Genomic DNA, 19,148 nt, shown 5'->3' with positions numbered 1-19,148 from the left:
GGTTTTGTTCATCCCCCCACTGATTATTAGTTGAACCAATCAGGCATTTACGGGCAGTTAATCCCCCACCTAACTTCTTTGCTTTCACTGAATTTCGAGGGAGGTCTTACTGCCTGTTAATGCGGGATAAAAATCACTATATTTTCATCCTAAAGATGGTGTCAGGACAAATAAAATGTGATTCGATTCATCACTTTTATTCAAAAATCGATGCTTCACATTCGGTGGAATACGTACAACATCGCCTTCTTCTAAAAAATATTCTTTTCCCTCCAATTCCACATACACTTCCCCTTTCATAATAACAGCAATCTCTTCCTTATCTTCATGGGAATAATGGCTTTCTGTTGTGTTTGCTTGTTTATTTAAATCCATCATTAGCATTTCAATACGTGCTTTCATAAAATCAGGTGTTAATACATCATATACAATGTGATCATTGTTTTCCCGATATACTTTTTTTCGATCTTTTTTCTTAGAAATGATTGAATCTGTATCAATATCGTTAATAAAAAGTGTAAACAGCGGTACATTTAATGCTTTTGCAATTAATTCCAAAACATTTAAAGAAGGATTAGCATGTCCTCTTTCAATTTGGCTAATTAACGACGTACTAATCCCTGCATAATCAGCGAATTCACGAATTGTCATATTATTTTTCTTACGATAACTTAATACCGTTTGTCCAAGCCTATCATGTATCACAGTAAAACTTCCTTTCGTCCATCATAATGCATGTTTCGTTGTCTTTGTGCTGACATACTAAACAAAGGCAAATAACCCTTCCCTATTATCTCCGGGACTTATATACTTACTTTTGTACATTATATCGTATTAAGTTTATTATAATAAACATTCTATCGGAGGGACAAACTTTGAAATCACCTATTCTTTCATATTGCATCTTATTTTTTGGTGTATTCGCCTTATCAACTTCAGCTATTTTTGTAAAATTGGCAGATGCTCCTGCGACAATCATTGCTTTTTACCGATTATTCTTTGCCACACTAATTCTGTTACCTTTATTACTATTTAATAAAAATAGTCGAAATGAGCTAAAAACTTTAACGAAAAAACAATGGGCACTTGGATTCGTATCTGGGCTATTTTTAGCTGCACATTATGTACTATGGTTTGAATCATTACAATATACTTCTGTAGCAAGCTCTACAGTTATCGTAACGTTACAACCTTTGTTCTCAATGATTGGTGGTTATTTTTTATTTAAGGAGAGATTTACGAAAGGAGCAGTTATTGGTTGCCTCATCGCTATTTCAGGTAGTATCATCATTGGCTGGCAAGATTTCCAAATTAGTGGAGAAGCTTTATATGGAGATATTTTAGCACTTATCGCTGCCGGTATCATTACTGCTTATTTTTTCATTAGCCAACACGTTCGTAAAGATTTGTCACTTATACCATATTCGGTAATTAGTTATGGAAGTAGTGCTGGCTTTCTTGGCATATTTGCTTTCACACAACAAGAATCTTTCATCCATTACTCTACACAAACTTGGTTGTGCTTTATTGGATTAGCTTTCATCGCTACAATTTTAGGACAAACCATTTTTAATTGGTTATTAAAATGGATAAGTGCTACTGTAATTTCAATGAGTATTTTAGGTGAAACAATTGGCACTTGTATACTAGCGTACTTTATATTACATGAGACCATTTCTTTACAACAAGGACTAGGAATTACCGTTATTTTTATTGGTTTAGTATTATTTTTAATACAGCCAAATTCTAATAAAAAAGCATGACAGTATACTGTCATGCTTTTAACTACTAATTATGTACAATTAAACCATCCGGTCTAAAACGACTCATCATAATTTCATTAATAAACTTTCCGTGAGCTTTCAAATTCCCTATCTTTACTCCCTCTTCTACAAATCCAAATTTTTCATATAAAGCTTTTCCTTTTGGATTCGTTTCTAACACACCTAGTTCTACTCTCTCTAACATTAACCAATTATCAGCCAAATCAAGCATCTTCGTAAGAAGTGCTTTCCCAATTCCTTTATTATGATATTCACTATCAACCCCAATGAATAAATCGCCTGAATGAGATCTTCGGCCCGGACTTTGTGTTAAACCTACAAATCCAACAATTTCTCCATCATATTCTGCAACAAATTCAAATTGATTTGGTGCTAAATTTCGAATTCTATTTTCCATAGCTTCTACACGCATGCTAGGTAAGAAAACCATATACGGTAAAACGTCATCCTGCATACATATACGATGAATTGCTCTAGCATCTTGTATTTCTACTGCTCTAACATTGATCTCCATCTTTCTCTCCTCCATATAAATAACAATATATTTGTGTGTATTCTAGAAACGTTCATGAATGACCTTCTCGTCCGTATTTCTTTATGTCATTTTTACATAATTATTTCGATATAATACTTAATTTCCAAAAAGATTATAATAACTATATCTATATGGTTAACTTTTCACTTTATTATATAAATTAAGCAAATTTTCGATCAGAATACCATTTAGTTTCATGCCGACTATATCACAATTTTCTATTTCAATATTTTTCAGATTACTATTACTTATGGTGCTACCTTCCAAATCACATTTATCGAATAAAATAGGTTCCTTCTCATCTCCGAGACTTGTATTTTTAAATTGCACTCCACCTAAAGTCACCAAATTAAATTTACTACCAGAAAGATTTAAATCTGCATATGATGACCATCTAAAATTTATATTTCTAAACTTTGATTGACTTACATTACAATTACTCATATTCGTATTCATTATATTGCTACCAACAAATGAACTGTTTTTTAAATTCACTTGATAATACTCTGTATTTGCTAAATTACAGTTTTCGTATTGACTATTTTTCATATCTTTATTTGTAACTACACTCTCTTTATTTGAGCTTGTTTTTATTCTTTTCACGTAACAATACTCATCTTCCGATTCAAAAATCATTTGGTAGCCCATCTTTTTATAAAAGTGATGATTATTAATTTGTCTACTAGATGTTTCGAGATCCCAAATCTTTATGTTTGGATATTCCTTTTCTATTAATTTCATAACATGTGATCCAATGCCTTTTCCTTGATAAACAGGATTTACAAAAATACGATCAATTCGACCGTACGACTTACCAGAAATCGTAACTATTATCCCTCCGATTATTTCTTTATCCATTACAACTTTGAAAGAATCCAATTCTTCAATGGAATATTCCATCATTTCAACTGAAGAATATCCTGGCGGTTGAATGTTATAATCAATGACATCATCTTGGCCGTATAGCCATTGTTTTGCTTCTGCATCAAATGTTCTTTTCATTATTTCTGTTAATTTCTCAGCATCTAAAATTGTAGCTTTTTCTATAGATATCATTGTTGTTTTCCCCTTCATTATTACAAACCAATAATTTTTGTGAATGCCATAATTATCAATTCACTTTTGTTTTTAATGCTTTTCCCATTATTACATATGGAACATCATTTTTACTTGGATGAAATGGCTCCAATACATTTATCCAATCTAATCTTTCATATAACGAACGTGCTTTTTCATTGTTTATTTGTGTTGTTAAAACACTCGTTCTATTTGAAACTCCTTCTAGTAATTTATTATGTAATTTCGTTCCAAGACCTTTATTTTGATATTGTGGGTGAACTGCTAACTCTACAAATTCAAAACAATCTTGCAACCATTCGTCTACTTGCTCTAGATGTAACGCTTCTCTCATTAATTGATTATAGTACTGTCCCTCCATTGAGCGATAACCATAAGTAAAACCAACTACTTCATTTTCATCATTTATTGCTACTATACCTTTAAAACCTGTATATTCTATATGCCTATTCATTCGCTTGATCATTTCATTGAAATTTGTTTTCTCAAATACTTTACAATACAAATTTGCCATATTCCCAATTAGGATCTCCTCTTTTACAATGCTTACAAATTTCACTTTACTCCCCCCTATTAAAACATTTATATCCTTTTTAAAAACTAAGAAAATTAACACTAATCACTCTCTTTACTATTAAACTACAAATCACCCTATATTTTCCACAGTTACTTAGTATTAATGAATAATAAAAAGAGACCATGTAATATAAACATGTTCTCTTCTTTTATTCATTTTTAATTTTATCCCGCTATTTGCCTGGCAGTAAGACCCCCACCTCAAAATTCAGCGAAAGCAAAGAAGTTAGGTGGGGGATCAATTGCCCGTAAAATCCCGATTGGTGAGGGCTGAACCCCCCCACTGATTAAAGTTTCACTTTATATAATTAAAAATTAGATATTACTTAAGCCACTCGTTGCAAGTATTACTTAACTGCTGTAAATCTTCTATAAATTTACTCGCATCATATCCATCACAAACCGAATGATGTACTTGCAATGAAACTGGTAGCATAACCTTGTTTCCTTCGTTAAAATATTTCCCACAAGTTATAATTGGCAATAGAAAATTTTCATCATTATTAATATTAAGATTAAATCCAGTAAAACTAGTCCAAGGTATGCTAGAAATCGGAAATACATTAGGCGGAATATTTTCTTTCGTGAAAAGACCATGAACACTAGCATAGTATCTCATATCATCTTCATACTTTTTATAGAAAGTGCGGAAATCACTTGAATAATCCGTCCATATACTTGAAAAAGACTTATCATCTTTATGAAAGATTGTATAACTCGGTATCATTTCCTCCCAATAGCCTAAAACTCCTTCATCGTTAAAACATGTTCGAAATTTTTTATGATTATTTACTACTCTAGAAATTAAATATATAAAAACGGGATAAAATTTTATTCCCTTTTGATATACTTCCTCTAATAACATCGTGATATCAACATTCACAGTCATACTAAATGTACATTTCAACTTTAAATAATGCTCAAAATACCGCTCTCTATTCCAATCTTCTCTATCAATTACATGAAACTTCATTCTAATAGCCTCCTAAAATTTTCTTTTTATTTTAGAAGGCTAATTCCCTTGCTCTCACCATACTTGTTCACTCCTAACAGTTTACAATTCACCCTAATTATTCATTTAATTATATAACATATGTAAGAATCAATTCACATATTTCTGGAAATCCATCCACATACTATAGATAAATCAAATGAAATTTGGAGGATACATACATGAATAACAAAAATATGAATAAAAAAGAACATGTTACTGAAAACACTACATCTATTCAAAATAATAATACTGCAAATCTTACTATCGAAGAACAAGCAATGAACGGCTTATATGGAATGCCCGAAACAACAATTGAAGATGCTGATCACGCTGCAGCTGATGATTTGACTTCAAAAAATTAATTAACTACATTGAAAAAAGCCAAGGAAAATATCCTTGGCTTTTTTAACTATGCATCCACCTTTTGTATTTCTTCACTCTTTCTTGAAAGTTTACCTGGCCAAAAAGCAAATCGGCCTAAAACTACTGTAATCGCGGGTACAAGTAACGGTCTTACGATAAACGTATCTAGTAATACGCCAATTGCAGTTACAATACCAAATTGAACTAATACTTGAATTGGAAGTGTACCTAACACTGCAAAAGTTCCTGCTAAAATTAAACCAGCCGATGTAATAACACTACCTGTTTGTATTACACCATTTTTTACTGCATCCAAGTGATTTTGTGTCTTTCTGTTTTTCCATATTTCTGAAACCATAAAGATATTATAATCTTCACCTAAAGCAACTAAAAATACGAATGCGTACAACGGTATCGCACCTTGAATGGCCGGCGCACCCATACCGTAATGAAGTAATATCCATCCTGCTCCTAACGCTGAGAAGAATGATAAAACGACAGTTACAATTAAATAAATCATCGCAACAACCGATCGTAAGTAGACAAGTAATAGTAAAGCGATAATGCTAATCATTACTGGAATAATTACTGATTCATCACGTTCCGTAATTTGCTTTGTATCATATAATGAAGCTGTTTCCCCACCAATCCATAATTGATCTTTAGCATTACTAATCCCAGCATCTTTTAATACTTTTTCTATACTACTTTTCAATTTAGGAATTTGATCTAACGCTTCAATTGAGTATGGATTTTCCGCTAAAGAAACTTCATACATTTGTATTTGCTTATTTTCTTTTCCCTCTTTTGGCTCTTTCACTGTATTTACGAAAGAAAATTTCTCTAGTTCTTGTTTAATAGGAAGCTCTTTGCCTTTCGTATCAACAACAACTTTTATTGGTGCTAGTTCACCAGCTGAGAAATGATCACTAATTAACGTAAACCCTTCACGAGAAGGCATATCCTTTGGAAACGACTCTAATAAGTCATATGTGTATTGAATACGTGGTACGAATGAAGCCAATCCGCCTAATACAAATACAGTTAGCATAATTATTGTCCACGGTCTTCGTACTACAATATCTCCAAGTTTTTTACTAAAGGAGCCTTTTGATTTTTCAACTTTTACAGCCCTCTTTTTCTTTCTTGCAAACTCCTCATTCATTGAAGTTGTTCTCGGTATAAACGGGAAAAATGCAATCCTACCGAATATTAATAATAGTGCTGGTAAAATCGTTAAAGCAGCGATTCCCATTATAAATACAGCAACACTAAATGGTACTGCAAATCGATGAAAGGCTCCATAATGAGCAAGTAGTAATGTTCCTAATCCAAGTACAACAGTTAATGCACTCATTATAATTGCACCGCCAGAAGCTTTAATCGCAAGTTGTAATGCTTTATATTTACTTTCTTCTTCTAACAAGTACTCTCTATATCTCGAAATTAAAAATAGACAATAGTCCGTTCCAGCGCCAAACAATAATACTGTCATAATTGATATCGCTTGGGCATCTACTTTAATCCATCCGTGATCAGCTAAAAAACCGAGTGTAGGACTAATAATACCGTATGCAAAGCCAACAACAAGTATAGGTAAAATCGCTAAAATTGGTGAACGATACAGTAAAATTAACAAAACTAACACTAGTAGTACAGTAGCCACTAACAATTTCACATCTGCTTGACTAAATAAACTAACTGCATCCGTTTGAATACCTACAGGTCCTGATAATCGAACATGTAAACCAGATTCACTTATTTTTTGTTTAAATGGATCTTCATCCACCTTACTATTCACTATTTTTCTAAACTCTTCAAGATTTCCTTTTAATATATCTGTACCAGCAGATTTATTAAAAAATACCGGTGTAACAAATGATGTACCATCTTTTGATGCACTTTTTGATAATACTTGCTCTGGGATTGTATCAAATGGTGGTAACGTTGATTGTTCTTTTAAAGGACTAGCTTTTAACTCCTTATAAACATCTTGTATGAGTTTATAATCCTGTGACTGTAATCCACCATCTCTATACCATACTACTAACAACGGATTCCCTGCATTATTCGGAAACTCTTTTTTCATAAGCGCTTCCGCTTGCTGTGACATAGCTGTTTCAGGTAAATTTTTCGGATTCGGTTCTTTCGTACTGTTTACTTGTGGTAACGTAAATGAAAGTAATAATGTAATAAGAATCCACACCGATAAAGTGATCCACTGCGTATTTCTCCCTGCTACAAGCCTCCCTAACATATGTAACGGGTGCTTTTTCATAAAAACCCACCTTCCTTTTTTCCTCCATTATTAATTATATATACTGGTCGGTTAATTAATCAAGAATGATTGAAAATTATGTTATAATTATCTCAATCATAAATGTCAGGAGCGAATGTATTTGGAACAAAAACAACGTCCTCTCGGAAGGCCGCGTCAAAATAAAAATACAAAATCTACAAAAGAAACCATTTTAGAAGTAGCAACCCGCTTATTTCTTACACAAAATTATCAAGTCGTTTCTATGGATGAGGTCGCAAAAGTTTGTAGTGTTACGAAAGCAACTGTCTACTATTACTATTCAACAAAAGCCGATTTATTTACTGCTACTATGATCAAAATGATGGTACGTATACGTGAGAATATGTTTCAAATACTCTCTACAAACAAAACGTTAGAAGAAAGATTATTAGACTTCGCTAAAGTTTACTTACACGCAACGATGGATATTGATATGAAAAATTTTATGAAAGATGCAAAACTGTCGTTATCTGAAGAACAATTGAAAGAATTAAAAAATGCTGAAGATAATATGTATGAAGTACTAGAAAAAGCACTCGATAATGCGATGCACATCGGAGAAATCCCAAAAGGAAACGCTAAATTTGCTGCTCATGCTTTCGTATCTTTATTATCAATTGGGAATTTTAAAGATGAAAATCACAATCCTATTCTAGCAAATATAGATGAATTAGCACAAGAAATCGTTTCTTTTTATTGGAATGGGTTAGGTCATTCATATTAAATTGATTTACTTTAATAAAAGAGCATGTTTAATTTTTTCAAACATGCTCTTTTATAATTTATTTATATACTAATAATCAGATTATACTTCAACGTCAATTAACAAAAAACTCCATTTTAACTTTACAAATTTTGAAGTTGAACATTTATATTCTCCTTACTTAATCCCCCATGGTAACAAACTACAGATTCAATATGTAAATTTAAATACTTCTTCAAAGACTGCTTTGCTTCCATAATATTTATAGTTGTTTGGGCGTGAATTCCTCCTAACATCCCATTCACACTATACATAGAGTCTCCTGCAATAAGAATTTTGCTTTGTTTCAAATATAAACTAATATGACCCGGAGTATGCCCTGGAGTATGAAGAATTAGTATTCCACCGCAATACGGAAGTTCTTGCCCGTCAATCACAGTCTCACTCACTTTTCCTTTTGGGCGGTTCTCTACATTTCCGTCCTTCAATAAAGGTAAATCCCCCTCGATATATGGCTTATCTAGTTCGTGCGCATAAACTTTAATATTACTTCGACAGCGCTGCAACAACTCCGGAAGACTACCTATATGATCAATATCCTGATGCGTCAAAATCACGACTTTTAACTTATCAAATGATACCCCAACCTTTTCCATCTCTACTTGTATATCTTCAATTTGTCCTGGGAAACCCGTATCTATTAATACTGCCATTTCATCATCCCATAAAAGAATTGGATGAATAACAAATTCTTGAAATTCAAGTTGTAACATTTCTATCCCTTTAGCGATCTCCATACAGCCATTCTCCTTTATATTAAAGTTTAAAAATATGTACGAGTAAACTGAAAATATAAAGTGAAACTTTACTCAGTGGGGGTTTTACTGCCCGGCAAATAGCGTGATAAAGCTCCTCTATCTTATAATATGTTTTGTCATACCAATAGAGAATGCCTCAAACCCTATAGATTCATAGTAAGATTGCAATTTTTCTACACACATAAGTTGTGGAATAACCTTGTTTTGTTCACAGTGCTGGATTAATCGTTCCACTATTTCTTTTCCGATGCCACTAGACTGATATTTTGGCAATACACCAACTCCACAAATAATGCCTGTTATGACTCCATCTGATATGACACGCCCCATCCCTACTAACCTCTTATCATCAAAAACATAAATTGCATACCAACTTTGCTTACACATTCGTTCTAACTCGTTAACCGTTAATTTAAGAGAATTCCATCCTAAAGATTCGTATAAGGATAATAATCCATTAAAATCTGTAGGATGTTCACTTGTGTAGCGTATACTATTTTCCATGTAAATACTCCCTATTCTCTGGCTTGTTTATATTTCATAAAATTCCCTTTACACAAATCTGATTGATGTAAAAATAACTAGAACAAACTTCAATAAGAAAGATAGAATTCCTTCTCAATATAAAGTAAAAAGAAGTTATCTCACTTAAGATAACTTCTTTTATATAAGACTCTCATTATATTATCAACCAAAAAATATACAACTGCATACGATTAGCACAAACAAAACTAATAAACCATTTGAGAAATAACCCATAGAATACTACCCCTTTATTTCATTATGTAAAAGATTTTATCATAAAATTATTTACAACATAATAACCGAAAAAGACATTGTATTCATTAGTTATATATGTTAAGTAATATTTTATTTTCGGGTATATTCTGCTTAACTTAAACCACTTCCCATTCCCTTATACTTAAGTTCTGGTAACTTCAGAACAATACATAAAGAAGACCTCAACTTATTGACGTCTTCTTTTCAACTACACTAATAGCTAATTCACGTTTTTTTTCGAATATATATAGACCCTTCACTAACAGAGACATATATGAAATGTATTCCCACTACATAAACATCTATAATCTGATTATCAACATCCTTATAACCTTTAAATCTCATCCTCGGTTATTCTAATAGCTCTCTTGTTCGAAAAGATATTTTTAAAAATTCCTACTCCCACAATTAATAAACCTATACCAACTAATTTATTTATTTGTAATGGAATGCTCTCCATTCCAAATAATCCAAATGTATCAATACATAACGCAACGACCAATTGAGTAATAAGACTAATTAGCACCGTATATGCTGGACCTAAACTCTTTATTGCACCCATTATACAAATAATTAACCCGATGCCAAACAGTCCACTTACATAAAACAAATAATTTGCAGTATACACTTTAATGCTAATACTGTTTTCTGTAATGATATAAAATAGAATAGAACTAATGAGACCTATTCCAAGGACACATGTAGTCGTTAACCACTGTCCTACATTTTCATTTACTTTTGCATTAAAAACAGATTGTAAGCTAATTAATATTCCTGCTAATATAGCTAAACTAAATCCAATCAAAATCTTCCTCTCCCTTTCATTGCTCATATATATTATCTTTAGCGACTTCCTTCATTCTAGAAAAATCTTTAATGACAATAACTCCATTACTTTTTTCAATTAATTTTTCATTATAAAATCTTTGTAATACCCGAATTACGTGCCTATAACTTACCCCTATAAAGCCTGCAATACTCGTTACCGATGTCGTATCCAAATCCCCTTTGTACATATTTCCGTTACTATCTGTTGAAATTGAAAGTAAATAACTAGCTACACGTACTTCTACAGGATAAAGTAAATTAAGAGCAGTAAAACGAGTCGATATTTTTAACGTGTTCGCAATGTTTTCAAGTAAGAATTTCATAAATATAGGATCATGTAATAACTTGTTTCTAATAACCGTATTAGAAATGGAAATCGCTACAACATCTGAACAAGCTTCAACGACATTATGTGCTTTGCTATTTTGAATTAATTCAATATCACCAACAATTGCGAGTGGATTAATAAAGCGAAGGATTAGTTTCTTCCCTTCAGGTGTAATCGTATAAACTTTTACTTTACCTTTAACAACAAAATATAAACGATTCATTTCGTCATCTATATTGCAAATAAGCTCGCCTTTTTCAAAATGATTTAATTGAAAATATGCTGTATCTATTTTGGAAAAAATCTCGAGCGTTTTATTGATTTTCAAATAATGCGTAATTAAACTTGATCTATTCTCCATATTCATTTCCTCCTTTCATTTACATATTAAATACAACAATACCTATAATCATTACTATTGTTCCCACAATATGATATCTCTCCATCTGTATCTTTTTTATATGAAACAGTCCTTTCATTTCAATAACTGTTGCCGTTAACAATTGAGCAACCATTAGTGTGCCAGCTGTCAATGTAACTCCTAGTGAATATATCGCCATAGTTTCTGCACAAATAATGAATCCACCAAATGCACCCGCTACTAAATATATTTTTTTTACACTCTTTAAATCCGTTACTTTCTCTTCTTTCTTTAACAAAAATACAGTTGTTGCAATAATGAATCCAATTAAATGGGTTATAATACTCGTCGACCATATACCGATATGTGAACTAAGTTTCGCATTAAAGGTTCCTTGAAGTGTTATAAATATCCCCGCAAAAACAGCAAATAGAATACCTTTCAAAAAATCATCTCCTCATCCTTTATTTCTGACTTAATTAAAAACCATCATCCTATAATGGCAAAAGGACAAATGGCACATCACTATGAAAATAACTTGGAATGAAAAAAAACACACCTCAAAAATACGAGATGTGTTTTATAATTATTTATATATAATGTTTTATAAATAAAAATTACGCTACATTAAAAGATTTCTTTTTCATAACAAATTTTGCAAATAAGAAACGTACAAGCGGTCCCATAATAATTAATTGTAATGGATATGCCATTATGAAATTTTTAATAAAAATCGAAAAATAAATTGAAACAAATGAATCTCCTTGTAGTCCACCATGTAAATGCATCATAGCCATACCGAAAAATGACATAAAGAACACCATTCCGATTACCATAGTTGTCGCCATTGCAACGATAATATTTATTTTCTTAGATTTATCAAATGGCAACATGAATACAATTTTTTTCGCACAAGGTCCAACTATACTTATTTCAATTAATAGCGCAATAATAAAGCCAATTAATAGTTCTAATGCAATCTCTTTAATATAAATTGGTCCTCCTGTTTCATTCATTAGTAAATTGGAAAACGTCATTACGATAACCATTCCAAAGCACATCATCATGCCAAATTGGAAGTTTTCCTTTCTTGTTGTTGGCAAATTTCATCATCCTCTCTCTTTGAGTCTTTGTCATTATATCGACATTGGAAACCCCTTCGTAAGTGAACATTTTGTGAACAAATTTAAAACGTTTTCATATATTTTCTTTACTTTCAACTCAAATTCTCACTTTTACTTATAAAGGTTTTATATATTTCAATGTTGAATTACTAAATTTAACATTGCATTACACTATTACTAGGAGGATAACCATGAATGAAGCAGAATTTTACGCATATCACATCGTAACAAGGAAAAAAATGCATATCAGACAAATGATTCCTTTTAACAAAAATCAACACAATACTCTATATCACTTCTTTTTTGAAAGAGAACAATTAAATGCTAATGGTGAAGATGGCATACAAATTTTAAATAATCACTATAAAATGACGAATTACATATAAATAATGAAAGTGCTAAAGTAGTTATGAGTTATATGGATCAAACAATTAGAGCAGTTAGAGAAACAATTGTAGAAATGGTTAGACTACAAGAATTCCCTGAATACCCTTCCAGGTTATCTTGTTTATACGCTTCAAAAAGCTATGAAGATGCTTTAAAATGGAAAGCATTATTTGATTCTTACAATCGAGAAGTTTTACAGATTGTTAAACTACGAGTAATCGGAAGTTCTTTTGAAGGTGACGGTAATCTTTTACCGAAAGAAGATGGTATTCCTTTTTCTCAAAAAATCGAACAAGCTAGAGAGTATTGGAAAGGAAATATTAGAAATGAGCTTCCTGAGCTACTGATTAATGGAGAAATTGAAGTGGTGGAAATTATTGATGACTTTTCCTCAATTCATATTTAATTTCTAACTAAATCATATAGGATGGAGATTACAATGAAGAAAAAAGTGTACTTCAATCATGATGGCGGCGTAGATGATTTAATTTCATTATTTTTATTACTTCAAATGGAAAACATTGAACTTACCGGTGTATCTGTTATCCCAGCAGACTGTTATTTAGAACCCGCAATGTCTGCAAGTCGTAAAATTATTGATCGCTTCAGCAAAGATAATATTGCAGTAGCCGCTTCAAACTCTCGTGGGCAAAACCCGTTTCCGAAAGACTGGCGGATGCATGCATTTTATGTAGATGCTTTACCAATTTTAAATGAGTCTGGAAAAGTTGTAACACCCATGGCAGCAAAGCCTGCACATCACCATTTAATAGAAACACTTCTACAAACGGAAGGAAAAACAACTTTATTATTTACCGGGCCCCTAACTGACCTTGCTCGTGCGTTATATGAAGCTCCCATAATTGAAGATAAAATTGAATGTCTCGTTTGGATGGGTGGTACATTTCTTACAGCAGGCAATGTACATGAACCAGAGCATGATGGAACAGCTGAGTGGAATTCGTTTTGGGACCCTGAAGCAGTAGCTCGTGTATGGGATGCAAAAATTAAAATCGACTTAGTGACACTAGAAAGTACAAACCAAGTTCCGTTAACTATAGACATACGTGAACAATGGGCAAAAGAACGGAAGTATATTGGTATGGATTTCCTTGGTCAATGTTATGCAATGGTCCCCCCTCTCGTTCACTTCTCAACGAACTCTACCTACTATTTATGGGATGTACTAACTACCGCGCTTGTCGGAAACACTAACCTTGCAAAAACTGAAACAATTAATAGTATCGTTCATACATACGGACCAAGCCAAGGACGTACAGAGGAAACTGCTGATGGACGACCTGTAAATGTCGTTTATGATGTAAAACGTGATGTATTCTTTGAATATATTACTGAATTAGCAAAGAAAGCTTCTACTTGAACCACTATCTATACGAAAAATAAATAGAATAAAATCACTTCAGACGATGAACCCCTATATTTAGAATTTAGTTGAAACTACATATTTAACTATTGAAAAGAGTATTGAATTAAATTTCAATACTCTTTTTGTGCAATTTAATTATATTGGATTAATGTAGTGTCTTATTGATTACTCATTTCATAACCATTGACAAAATAAGTTATTGTTTCTAACTCATCTTCATTTAATTCTCTATCTAGTTCTTGTTTATACGCTGCCTTTATCTTCTCTTCATCACCTTTATGAGCTTCTGTATAAGTTCCTACTGTTTTTAACATACGAATCTCTTGTAAAAACTCCTCTCGATTTATCGCTTCCCCATGAGAGAGAATATATGTCTTAGCATCAAATTTCTCTAATTCATCTATCAATTTAAACGTTCTTTTCGTCGTATAGTTCCACTTCGAAGAAAAAATATCTGCATATATACAGTCTCCTAAAAATAATATCTTTTCTTCTTTTATGTACATAACAACTGAATCATGTGCATGATCTCCGCCCACATGTTTTAACACGCATGTCACCCCACCAAGGTCTAATTCAATTTGATCCTGGAACGTTAAGGCCGGAGGAATAATGTTAATATTTCTCGCTTTTTCTTCAAACTCTTTCTTGATGCAATCCGCACAAAATGCAATTTCAGTACCCTCTTTTACGCGTGCGTCCAAAGCTTCATCTGTCCATTCATAAGAAACAAGTGTACGCATCTCTTTTTTCGTTTCAGAATGTGCAATAGACAATGCATCTTGTAGTACAGGCAATCCAAAAATATGATCCCAATGCCAATGGGTTAGTGCTACGAAATCTGGATTCGATACATTTTGTTCTTTTAACATTTCTAAAAATAATTGTGCATGTTCCTCTGAATTCCCTGCATCGATCATTAAAGTTTTTTCTTTTCCAACAACCATTCCTAATATAGGTCTATCTGTTTCAGAAACTGGTGTCATATACCAAAATGAGTTTCCTATTTTTTTAATTTGTTGCATAACCAATTCCCCTTTTCATTTTCTCACTTAAATTTAATATATAAATTATAACGAATCACTACTTTTTTCTCTATAATCAAACACAATTACTTGGACTATTCTAACTTTCCTTTTCGTAAGCTAAAAATAAGTGGAAGAATCGGAGTGTGATACTATGGAACGATTATGGATTCCAATGATTGTAACATTTTTTTCGTTCGGTGGATTACTATTAGGCGGTGCTGTTGGAGTAGCAACACGCCAGCTAATTGAAGAAAAGATGCATCGTTTATACGCATTATGTGGCGGAATTTTACTTGGGCTTTTATCCCTTGAAATTATTCCTGAAACATTTTCAAGCTACGAAATGATTGGGCCTATACTTGGTATAGCCATCGGTATTTTAGTTATGAGCTTATTAGATAACTATTGTCACCATCCAATGATACATAAAAAAGATCAACAAGCATGGCAAACCTTCCTTTTTCTCTCTTTCGCTATATTTATTCATAATATACCTAGTGGATTTGCGTTAGGTACAGCTTTTATAAATCATAATGACTCTGCCATTCCCTTTTTAATAGCAATTGTCGTTCACCATATTCCAGAAGGATTAGCTTTAATTATTCCATTTCTTTTTACAAAACATAAATATATTTCCTTTTTATTAACGACTTTATTACTTTCTCTTATTCTCGGTACTGGCACAGTTTTTGGCATTTTGATGGAAGGAAAAGCTCTTCACCTGCAAGGACTCATTATGGGAAGTGCTATTGGTTCACTTGGATATGTCACAATTCATGAAATGCTTTGGAAAGCTAAGAAACAGCTCTCTTTCCTTACATTTCTAATGTGGGCAACTAGTGGTTTTTTACTAATAACAGTGTTCACTTTATTCGCTGGTCATCATTAAAGTTGCTAAAGTAAAACTTTTGTTCCTCCCACACTGATTCTTAGATTACAAATAATCAGATAAATTTTCTTATTTGTATATTTTTCCTTTTTATCCAAAACATAATGTTATCTACCTATTATAAGGAGGAACACTTATGTTTGGGAAAACAGCCGGTGAAGCATTAGTTGATTTATTAATTGACTGGGGAGTAGAACACATATACGGTATGCCTGGAGATTCCATCAATTCTATCATTGAAGCTTTAAGAAAAAAACAAGATAAAATTAAATTCATTCAAGTTCGCCATGAAGAAGCTGGTGCATTAGCAGCGGCTGCCTATGCAAAATTAACAGGAAAACTTGGCGTTTGTATGGCAATTGCAGGGCCTGGTGCTATTCATTTATTAAATGGTTTATATGATGCGAAACTCGATAAAGCCCCTGTTCTAGCAATTTCAGGTCAAGTAGAAACCGATTTACTTGGAACGGACTTTTTCCAAGAAGTAAATTTAGAAAGAATGTTTGATGATGTTGCGGTTTATAACCAGCGTATTATGTCAGCAGAGCAACTACCTGCCGTAGTGAATCAAGCAATTCGAATGGCTTATACGAAAAAAGGTGTATCCGTTCTTACTATTCCAGATGATGTCCCGAAATTCGAAGTGAAAAATGGTGCCCGTGTTACAAATACTTCTTTTACTTTGCCTGAGTTGTTTCCACAAAAAGAAGATTTAGATGCAGCGAAACTCGCAATAAATGAAGCGAAAAAGCCTGTGATTTTAGCTGGAAAAGGAACAAAACATGCGAGAGAATCTTTACTTGCATTGGCAGAACATATTGGTGCTCCAATCGTACTTACATTACCAGCTAAAGGAATTATTCCTGATGAACACCCTCTTTGTATTGGTGGATTAGGATTAATTGGAACGAAACCTTCTTATGAAGCAATGAAGCATGCAGATACTTTAATTATGGTCGGTACTTCTTATCCGTTCACCGGCTTCTTACCTGAAAAAGCAAAAACAATTCATATCGATACAGATCCTGCCCAAATCGGGAAACGTTATGCGACAGATATTGGTTTAGCTGGTGATGCTGATAAAACATTACGATGGTTAATTGAAAATGTTGAAGAACACACAGACCATTCCTTCTTAGAACATCACCAAGAAATGATGAAAAAGTGGGAAGAAAAATTACACGATCAAGAAGAAGACTCTTCCATTCCAATTAAACCACAACGCGTTATGCATGCTCTGCAGCAAGTAGCACATGATGACGCAATTCTATCAGTCGATGTCGGAAATGTAACAGTATGGACCGCAAGACACTTCCGTATGACAAACCAGCAATTTGTCATTTCTAGCTGGCTCGCAACACTTGGCTGCGGTTTACCTGGTGCACTTGCTGGAAAAATTGCTTTCCCGGATAAACAAGTATTTGCAGTTTGTGGTGATGGTGGATTTGGAATGACGATGAATGACTTCGTAACAGCTGTAAAATATAAATTACCAATCGTTGTCGTCGTATTAAACAATAATAAAATTGCGATGATTAAATTCGAGCAAGAAGTTATGGGTAATATCGAATTCGAAACAGACTTAACGAACCCAGATTTCGCAAAATATGCAGAGGCGTGTGGAGGTATTGGATACCGTGTTGAGAATTTAGATGAACTACTTCCCGCTTTCGAAAATGCAGTAAAACAAAATAAACCATGTATTATTGATGTAGTTGTAGATGCTAACGAAGCACCAATGCCAGCAAAAATCACATTTGGTCAAGCCGCTGGTTATACGAAGCATATGATAAAAGAATTATTTGAAGAAGGTAAGATTGATTTACCTCCACTTTAAGCGAAAAAAGATAGCTGAAAACAATTTGTCTTCAGCTATCTTTCTTTACTTTTGTATCTCCCTATAAAAAGAAAAATCATTCATAGTTGGTTGTACTTGTTTCTCTACTTGCACTTCTCTACCTTCTCGCTCTGGCCTTCTCACATTTCCTAGCTTAATCGCATCTTGCATGCTATTACTAATTAGGTTTCCAGCTAAGATTGTCATACTATAAAAAGCAATCGGTATAAGTACAATCCATGTATGAGTAGTTAAGTGCCGGAAGTTTTGACCAATTAATCCTGTCCATTCTTTTGTTACACTATCTGGATCCATTCCACTGAAGGTTATTGTTCCACCAAAAAATAATTGCAACAAACCAAGGTGTAAAAGAAGTAATAAAGTACTCACAAATTGTTGTGCTACTAATAAAAGAAATGATGGTAACATATGAGGCCATATATGGCGCTTCAACCTCTGCCATTTACTCCCGCCAAGCACAGTGGCTGCCAACATAAATTCTTCTTTCTTAATACGTTTAACTTCTTGCGCTACATACAACATAACTGTTGGTACAGCAAGACATGTAAGAACTATAATTTGAAATGTCACCCGCAAATACAACGGCACAACTTCCGCTCCACTATCAAACGTTAAAACTTCATTTAACATAAAATAAGAAATCATAACCATTGGTACAATACTAAAAGGATCAAAAAAGGATGAGATAACCGGAAAAGATCGCTTACCATACATACCAAGAAGTAAACCAATCCCTCCTCCAACTATAACTCGTAAAGTTGCTATAATTATACTCGCTCCAACTGTCCATTTCGCGCCTTCTATTATTAATTGGACAAGGTCACGGCCTTTCGTATCACTTCCGAACCAAAATTTACTTGATGGCGAAAATGGAGCAGCCTCTAGTTCTCCTTTTTCATTATACATCATCGTAAGTTCACGAATATTCCCATCGAAAAATAACGTATATCCAATACTAATAATCATTAGTACACTCAGAAAAGTAACACCTATCCAAAATCTCACATCTCTTTTTACAACTTGCCACAT

20 protein-coding genes and 1 pseudogene are annotated in these 19,148 nt (G+C 33.0%); 7 read left to right on the top strand and 14 right to left on the bottom strand.

Features of this window, described 5'->3' with window-relative positions; translation table 11 throughout:
* Positions 1-144: 144 nt before the first annotated feature.
* Entirely contained in the window at positions 145-705 is a 561-nt protein-coding gene (locus ATL10_RS05855; protein WP_110496561.1) for a helix-turn-helix domain-containing protein, read from the bottom strand.
* Between the two features lie 170 nt (positions 706-875).
* On the opposite strand from ATL10_RS05855, the gene ATL10_RS05850 reads away from it, so the two are divergent.
* Positions 876-1,763 carry a DMT family transporter gene (locus ATL10_RS05850; RefSeq protein ID WP_000841797.1) on the top strand — a complete coding sequence of 296 codons (888 nt, stop codon included), beginning with the start codon at positions 876-878 and terminating at the stop codon, positions 1,761-1,763.
* A gap of 25 nt (positions 1,764-1,788) precedes the next feature.
* Here ATL10_RS05850 and ATL10_RS05845 read toward each other — a convergent pair whose 3' ends face one another.
* The 4 genes from ATL10_RS05845 to catA form a co-directional block, all read right to left on the bottom strand.
* On the bottom strand, positions 1,789-2,298 hold the full coding sequence (locus tag ATL10_RS05845) for a GNAT family N-acetyltransferase (RefSeq protein ID WP_090976523.1): 510 nt from the start codon (positions 2,296-2,298) through the stop codon (positions 1,789-1,791).
* Positions 2,299-2,454: 156 nt separating this feature from the next.
* Positions 2,455-3,393, bottom strand: a complete 939-nt coding sequence (locus tag ATL10_RS05840) for a GNAT family N-acetyltransferase (RefSeq protein WP_025118050.1) — start codon at positions 3,391-3,393, stop codon at positions 2,455-2,457.
* A gap of 37 nt (positions 3,394-3,430) precedes the next feature.
* Complete coding sequence (locus ATL10_RS05835; RefSeq protein ID WP_090976521.1) at positions 3,431-3,955, bottom strand: GNAT family N-acetyltransferase; 525 nt, start codon at positions 3,953-3,955, stop codon at positions 3,431-3,433.
* A gap of 339 nt (positions 3,956-4,294) precedes the next feature.
* Positions 4,295-4,945, bottom strand: a complete 651-nt coding sequence (catA, locus tag ATL10_RS05830; RefSeq protein WP_000668543.1) for a type A chloramphenicol O-acetyltransferase — start codon at positions 4,943-4,945, stop codon at positions 4,295-4,297.
* Positions 4,946-5,145: 200 nt separating this feature from the next.
* Between catA and ATL10_RS05825 the strand changes: the two genes are divergently transcribed.
* Entirely contained in the window at positions 5,146-5,328 is a 183-nt protein-coding gene (locus tag ATL10_RS05825) for a DUF4021 domain-containing protein (RefSeq protein ID WP_053564536.1), read from the top strand.
* 47 nt (positions 5,329-5,375) lie between these two features.
* On the opposite strand, the gene ATL10_RS05820 is transcribed toward ATL10_RS05825, so the two are convergent.
* Positions 5,376-7,607 carry an MMPL family transporter gene (locus ATL10_RS05820; protein WP_071730178.1) on the bottom strand — a complete coding sequence of 744 codons (2,232 nt, stop codon included), beginning with the start codon at positions 7,605-7,607 and terminating at the stop codon, positions 5,376-5,378.
* A gap of 121 nt (positions 7,608-7,728) precedes the next feature.
* Here ATL10_RS05820 and ATL10_RS05815 point away from each other — a divergent pair, with 121 nt between their 5' ends.
* Entirely contained in the window at positions 7,729-8,352 is a 624-nt protein-coding gene (locus tag ATL10_RS05815) for a TetR/AcrR family transcriptional regulator (RefSeq protein WP_142669935.1), read from the top strand.
* A gap of 122 nt (positions 8,353-8,474) precedes the next feature.
* On the opposite strand, the gene ATL10_RS05810 is transcribed toward ATL10_RS05815, so the two are convergent.
* The 6 genes from ATL10_RS05810 to ATL10_RS05785 all read right to left on the bottom strand — a co-directional run bounded on the left by ATL10_RS05810 (position 8,475) and on the right by ATL10_RS05785 (position 12,549).
* Entirely contained in the window at positions 8,475-9,128 is a 654-nt protein-coding gene (locus ATL10_RS05810; RefSeq protein ID WP_098284429.1) for an MBL fold metallo-hydrolase, read from the bottom strand.
* Positions 9,129-9,245: 117 nt separating this feature from the next.
* Positions 9,246-9,653 (bottom strand): GNAT family N-acetyltransferase, encoded by a 408-nt coding sequence (locus tag ATL10_RS05805; RefSeq protein WP_044584445.1) that lies wholly within the window; start codon positions 9,651-9,653, stop codon positions 9,246-9,248.
* Positions 9,654-10,263: 610 nt separating this feature from the next.
* A complete protein-coding gene (locus ATL10_RS05800) occupies positions 10,264-10,734 on the bottom strand; it encodes a DMT family transporter (RefSeq protein WP_061667012.1) in 471 nt (156 codons plus the stop codon).
* Between the two features lie 16 nt (positions 10,735-10,750).
* Entirely contained in the window at positions 10,751-11,446 is a 696-nt protein-coding gene (locus tag ATL10_RS05795; RefSeq protein WP_000431606.1) for a Crp/Fnr family transcriptional regulator, read from the bottom strand.
* 19 nt (positions 11,447-11,465) lie between these two features.
* The gene (locus ATL10_RS05790) at positions 11,466-11,891 is read right to left on the bottom strand and encodes a DMT family transporter (protein ID WP_000676258.1); all 426 of its coding nucleotides are present in this window, start codon (positions 11,889-11,891) and stop codon (positions 11,466-11,468) included.
* 172 nt (positions 11,892-12,063) lie between these two features.
* A complete protein-coding gene (locus ATL10_RS05785; RefSeq protein WP_065228808.1) occupies positions 12,064-12,549 on the bottom strand; it encodes a DUF2798 domain-containing protein in 486 nt (161 codons plus the stop codon).
* Positions 12,550-12,761: 212 nt separating this feature from the next.
* On the opposite strand from ATL10_RS05785, the pseudogene ATL10_RS05780 reads away from it, so the two are divergent.
* Both ATL10_RS05780 and ATL10_RS05775 read left to right on the top strand, forming a co-directional pair.
* A pseudogene (locus ATL10_RS05780) lies at positions 12,762-13,363 on the top strand (DUF2441 domain-containing protein).
* A 21-nt stretch (positions 13,364-13,384) separates the two neighbouring features.
* Positions 13,385-14,338, top strand: a complete 954-nt coding sequence (locus tag ATL10_RS05775) for a nucleoside hydrolase (protein ID WP_142327660.1) — start codon at positions 13,385-13,387, stop codon at positions 14,336-14,338.
* A 164-nt stretch (positions 14,339-14,502) separates the two neighbouring features.
* Here ATL10_RS05775 and ATL10_RS05770 read toward each other — a convergent pair whose 3' ends face one another.
* The gene (locus tag ATL10_RS05770; RefSeq protein WP_097911754.1) at positions 14,503-15,369 is read right to left on the bottom strand and encodes an MBL fold metallo-hydrolase; all 867 of its coding nucleotides are present in this window, start codon (positions 15,367-15,369) and stop codon (positions 14,503-14,505) included.
* 154 nt (positions 15,370-15,523) lie between these two features.
* Here ATL10_RS05770 and ATL10_RS05765 point away from each other — a divergent pair, with 154 nt between their 5' ends.
* Together ATL10_RS05765 and ATL10_RS05760 are read left to right on the top strand one after the other, a co-directional pair.
* The gene (locus ATL10_RS05765; protein WP_000440626.1) at positions 15,524-16,261 is read left to right on the top strand and encodes a ZIP family metal transporter; all 738 of its coding nucleotides are present in this window, start codon (positions 15,524-15,526) and stop codon (positions 16,259-16,261) included.
* Between the two features lie 136 nt (positions 16,262-16,397).
* Positions 16,398-18,098 carry a pyruvate oxidase gene (locus ATL10_RS05760; RefSeq protein ID WP_098202927.1) on the top strand — a complete coding sequence of 567 codons (1,701 nt, stop codon included), beginning with the start codon at positions 16,398-16,400 and terminating at the stop codon, positions 18,096-18,098.
* A gap of 45 nt (positions 18,099-18,143) precedes the next feature.
* On the opposite strand, the gene ATL10_RS05755 is transcribed toward ATL10_RS05760, so the two are convergent.
* Positions 18,144-19,148 carry an ABC transporter permease subunit gene (locus ATL10_RS05755; RefSeq protein ID WP_097911758.1) on the bottom strand — a complete coding sequence of 335 codons (1,005 nt, stop codon included), beginning with the start codon at positions 19,146-19,148 and terminating at the stop codon, positions 18,144-18,146.

The organism is Bacillus sp. 196mf (assembly GCF_003217275.1).
Lineage (GTDB): Bacteria > Bacillota > Bacilli > Bacillales > Bacillaceae_G > Bacillus_A > Bacillus_A thuringiensis_S.
The sequence above is the reverse complement of the archived record's forward strand: the minus strand, read 5'-3'. Positions and strand labels throughout refer to the sequence as shown.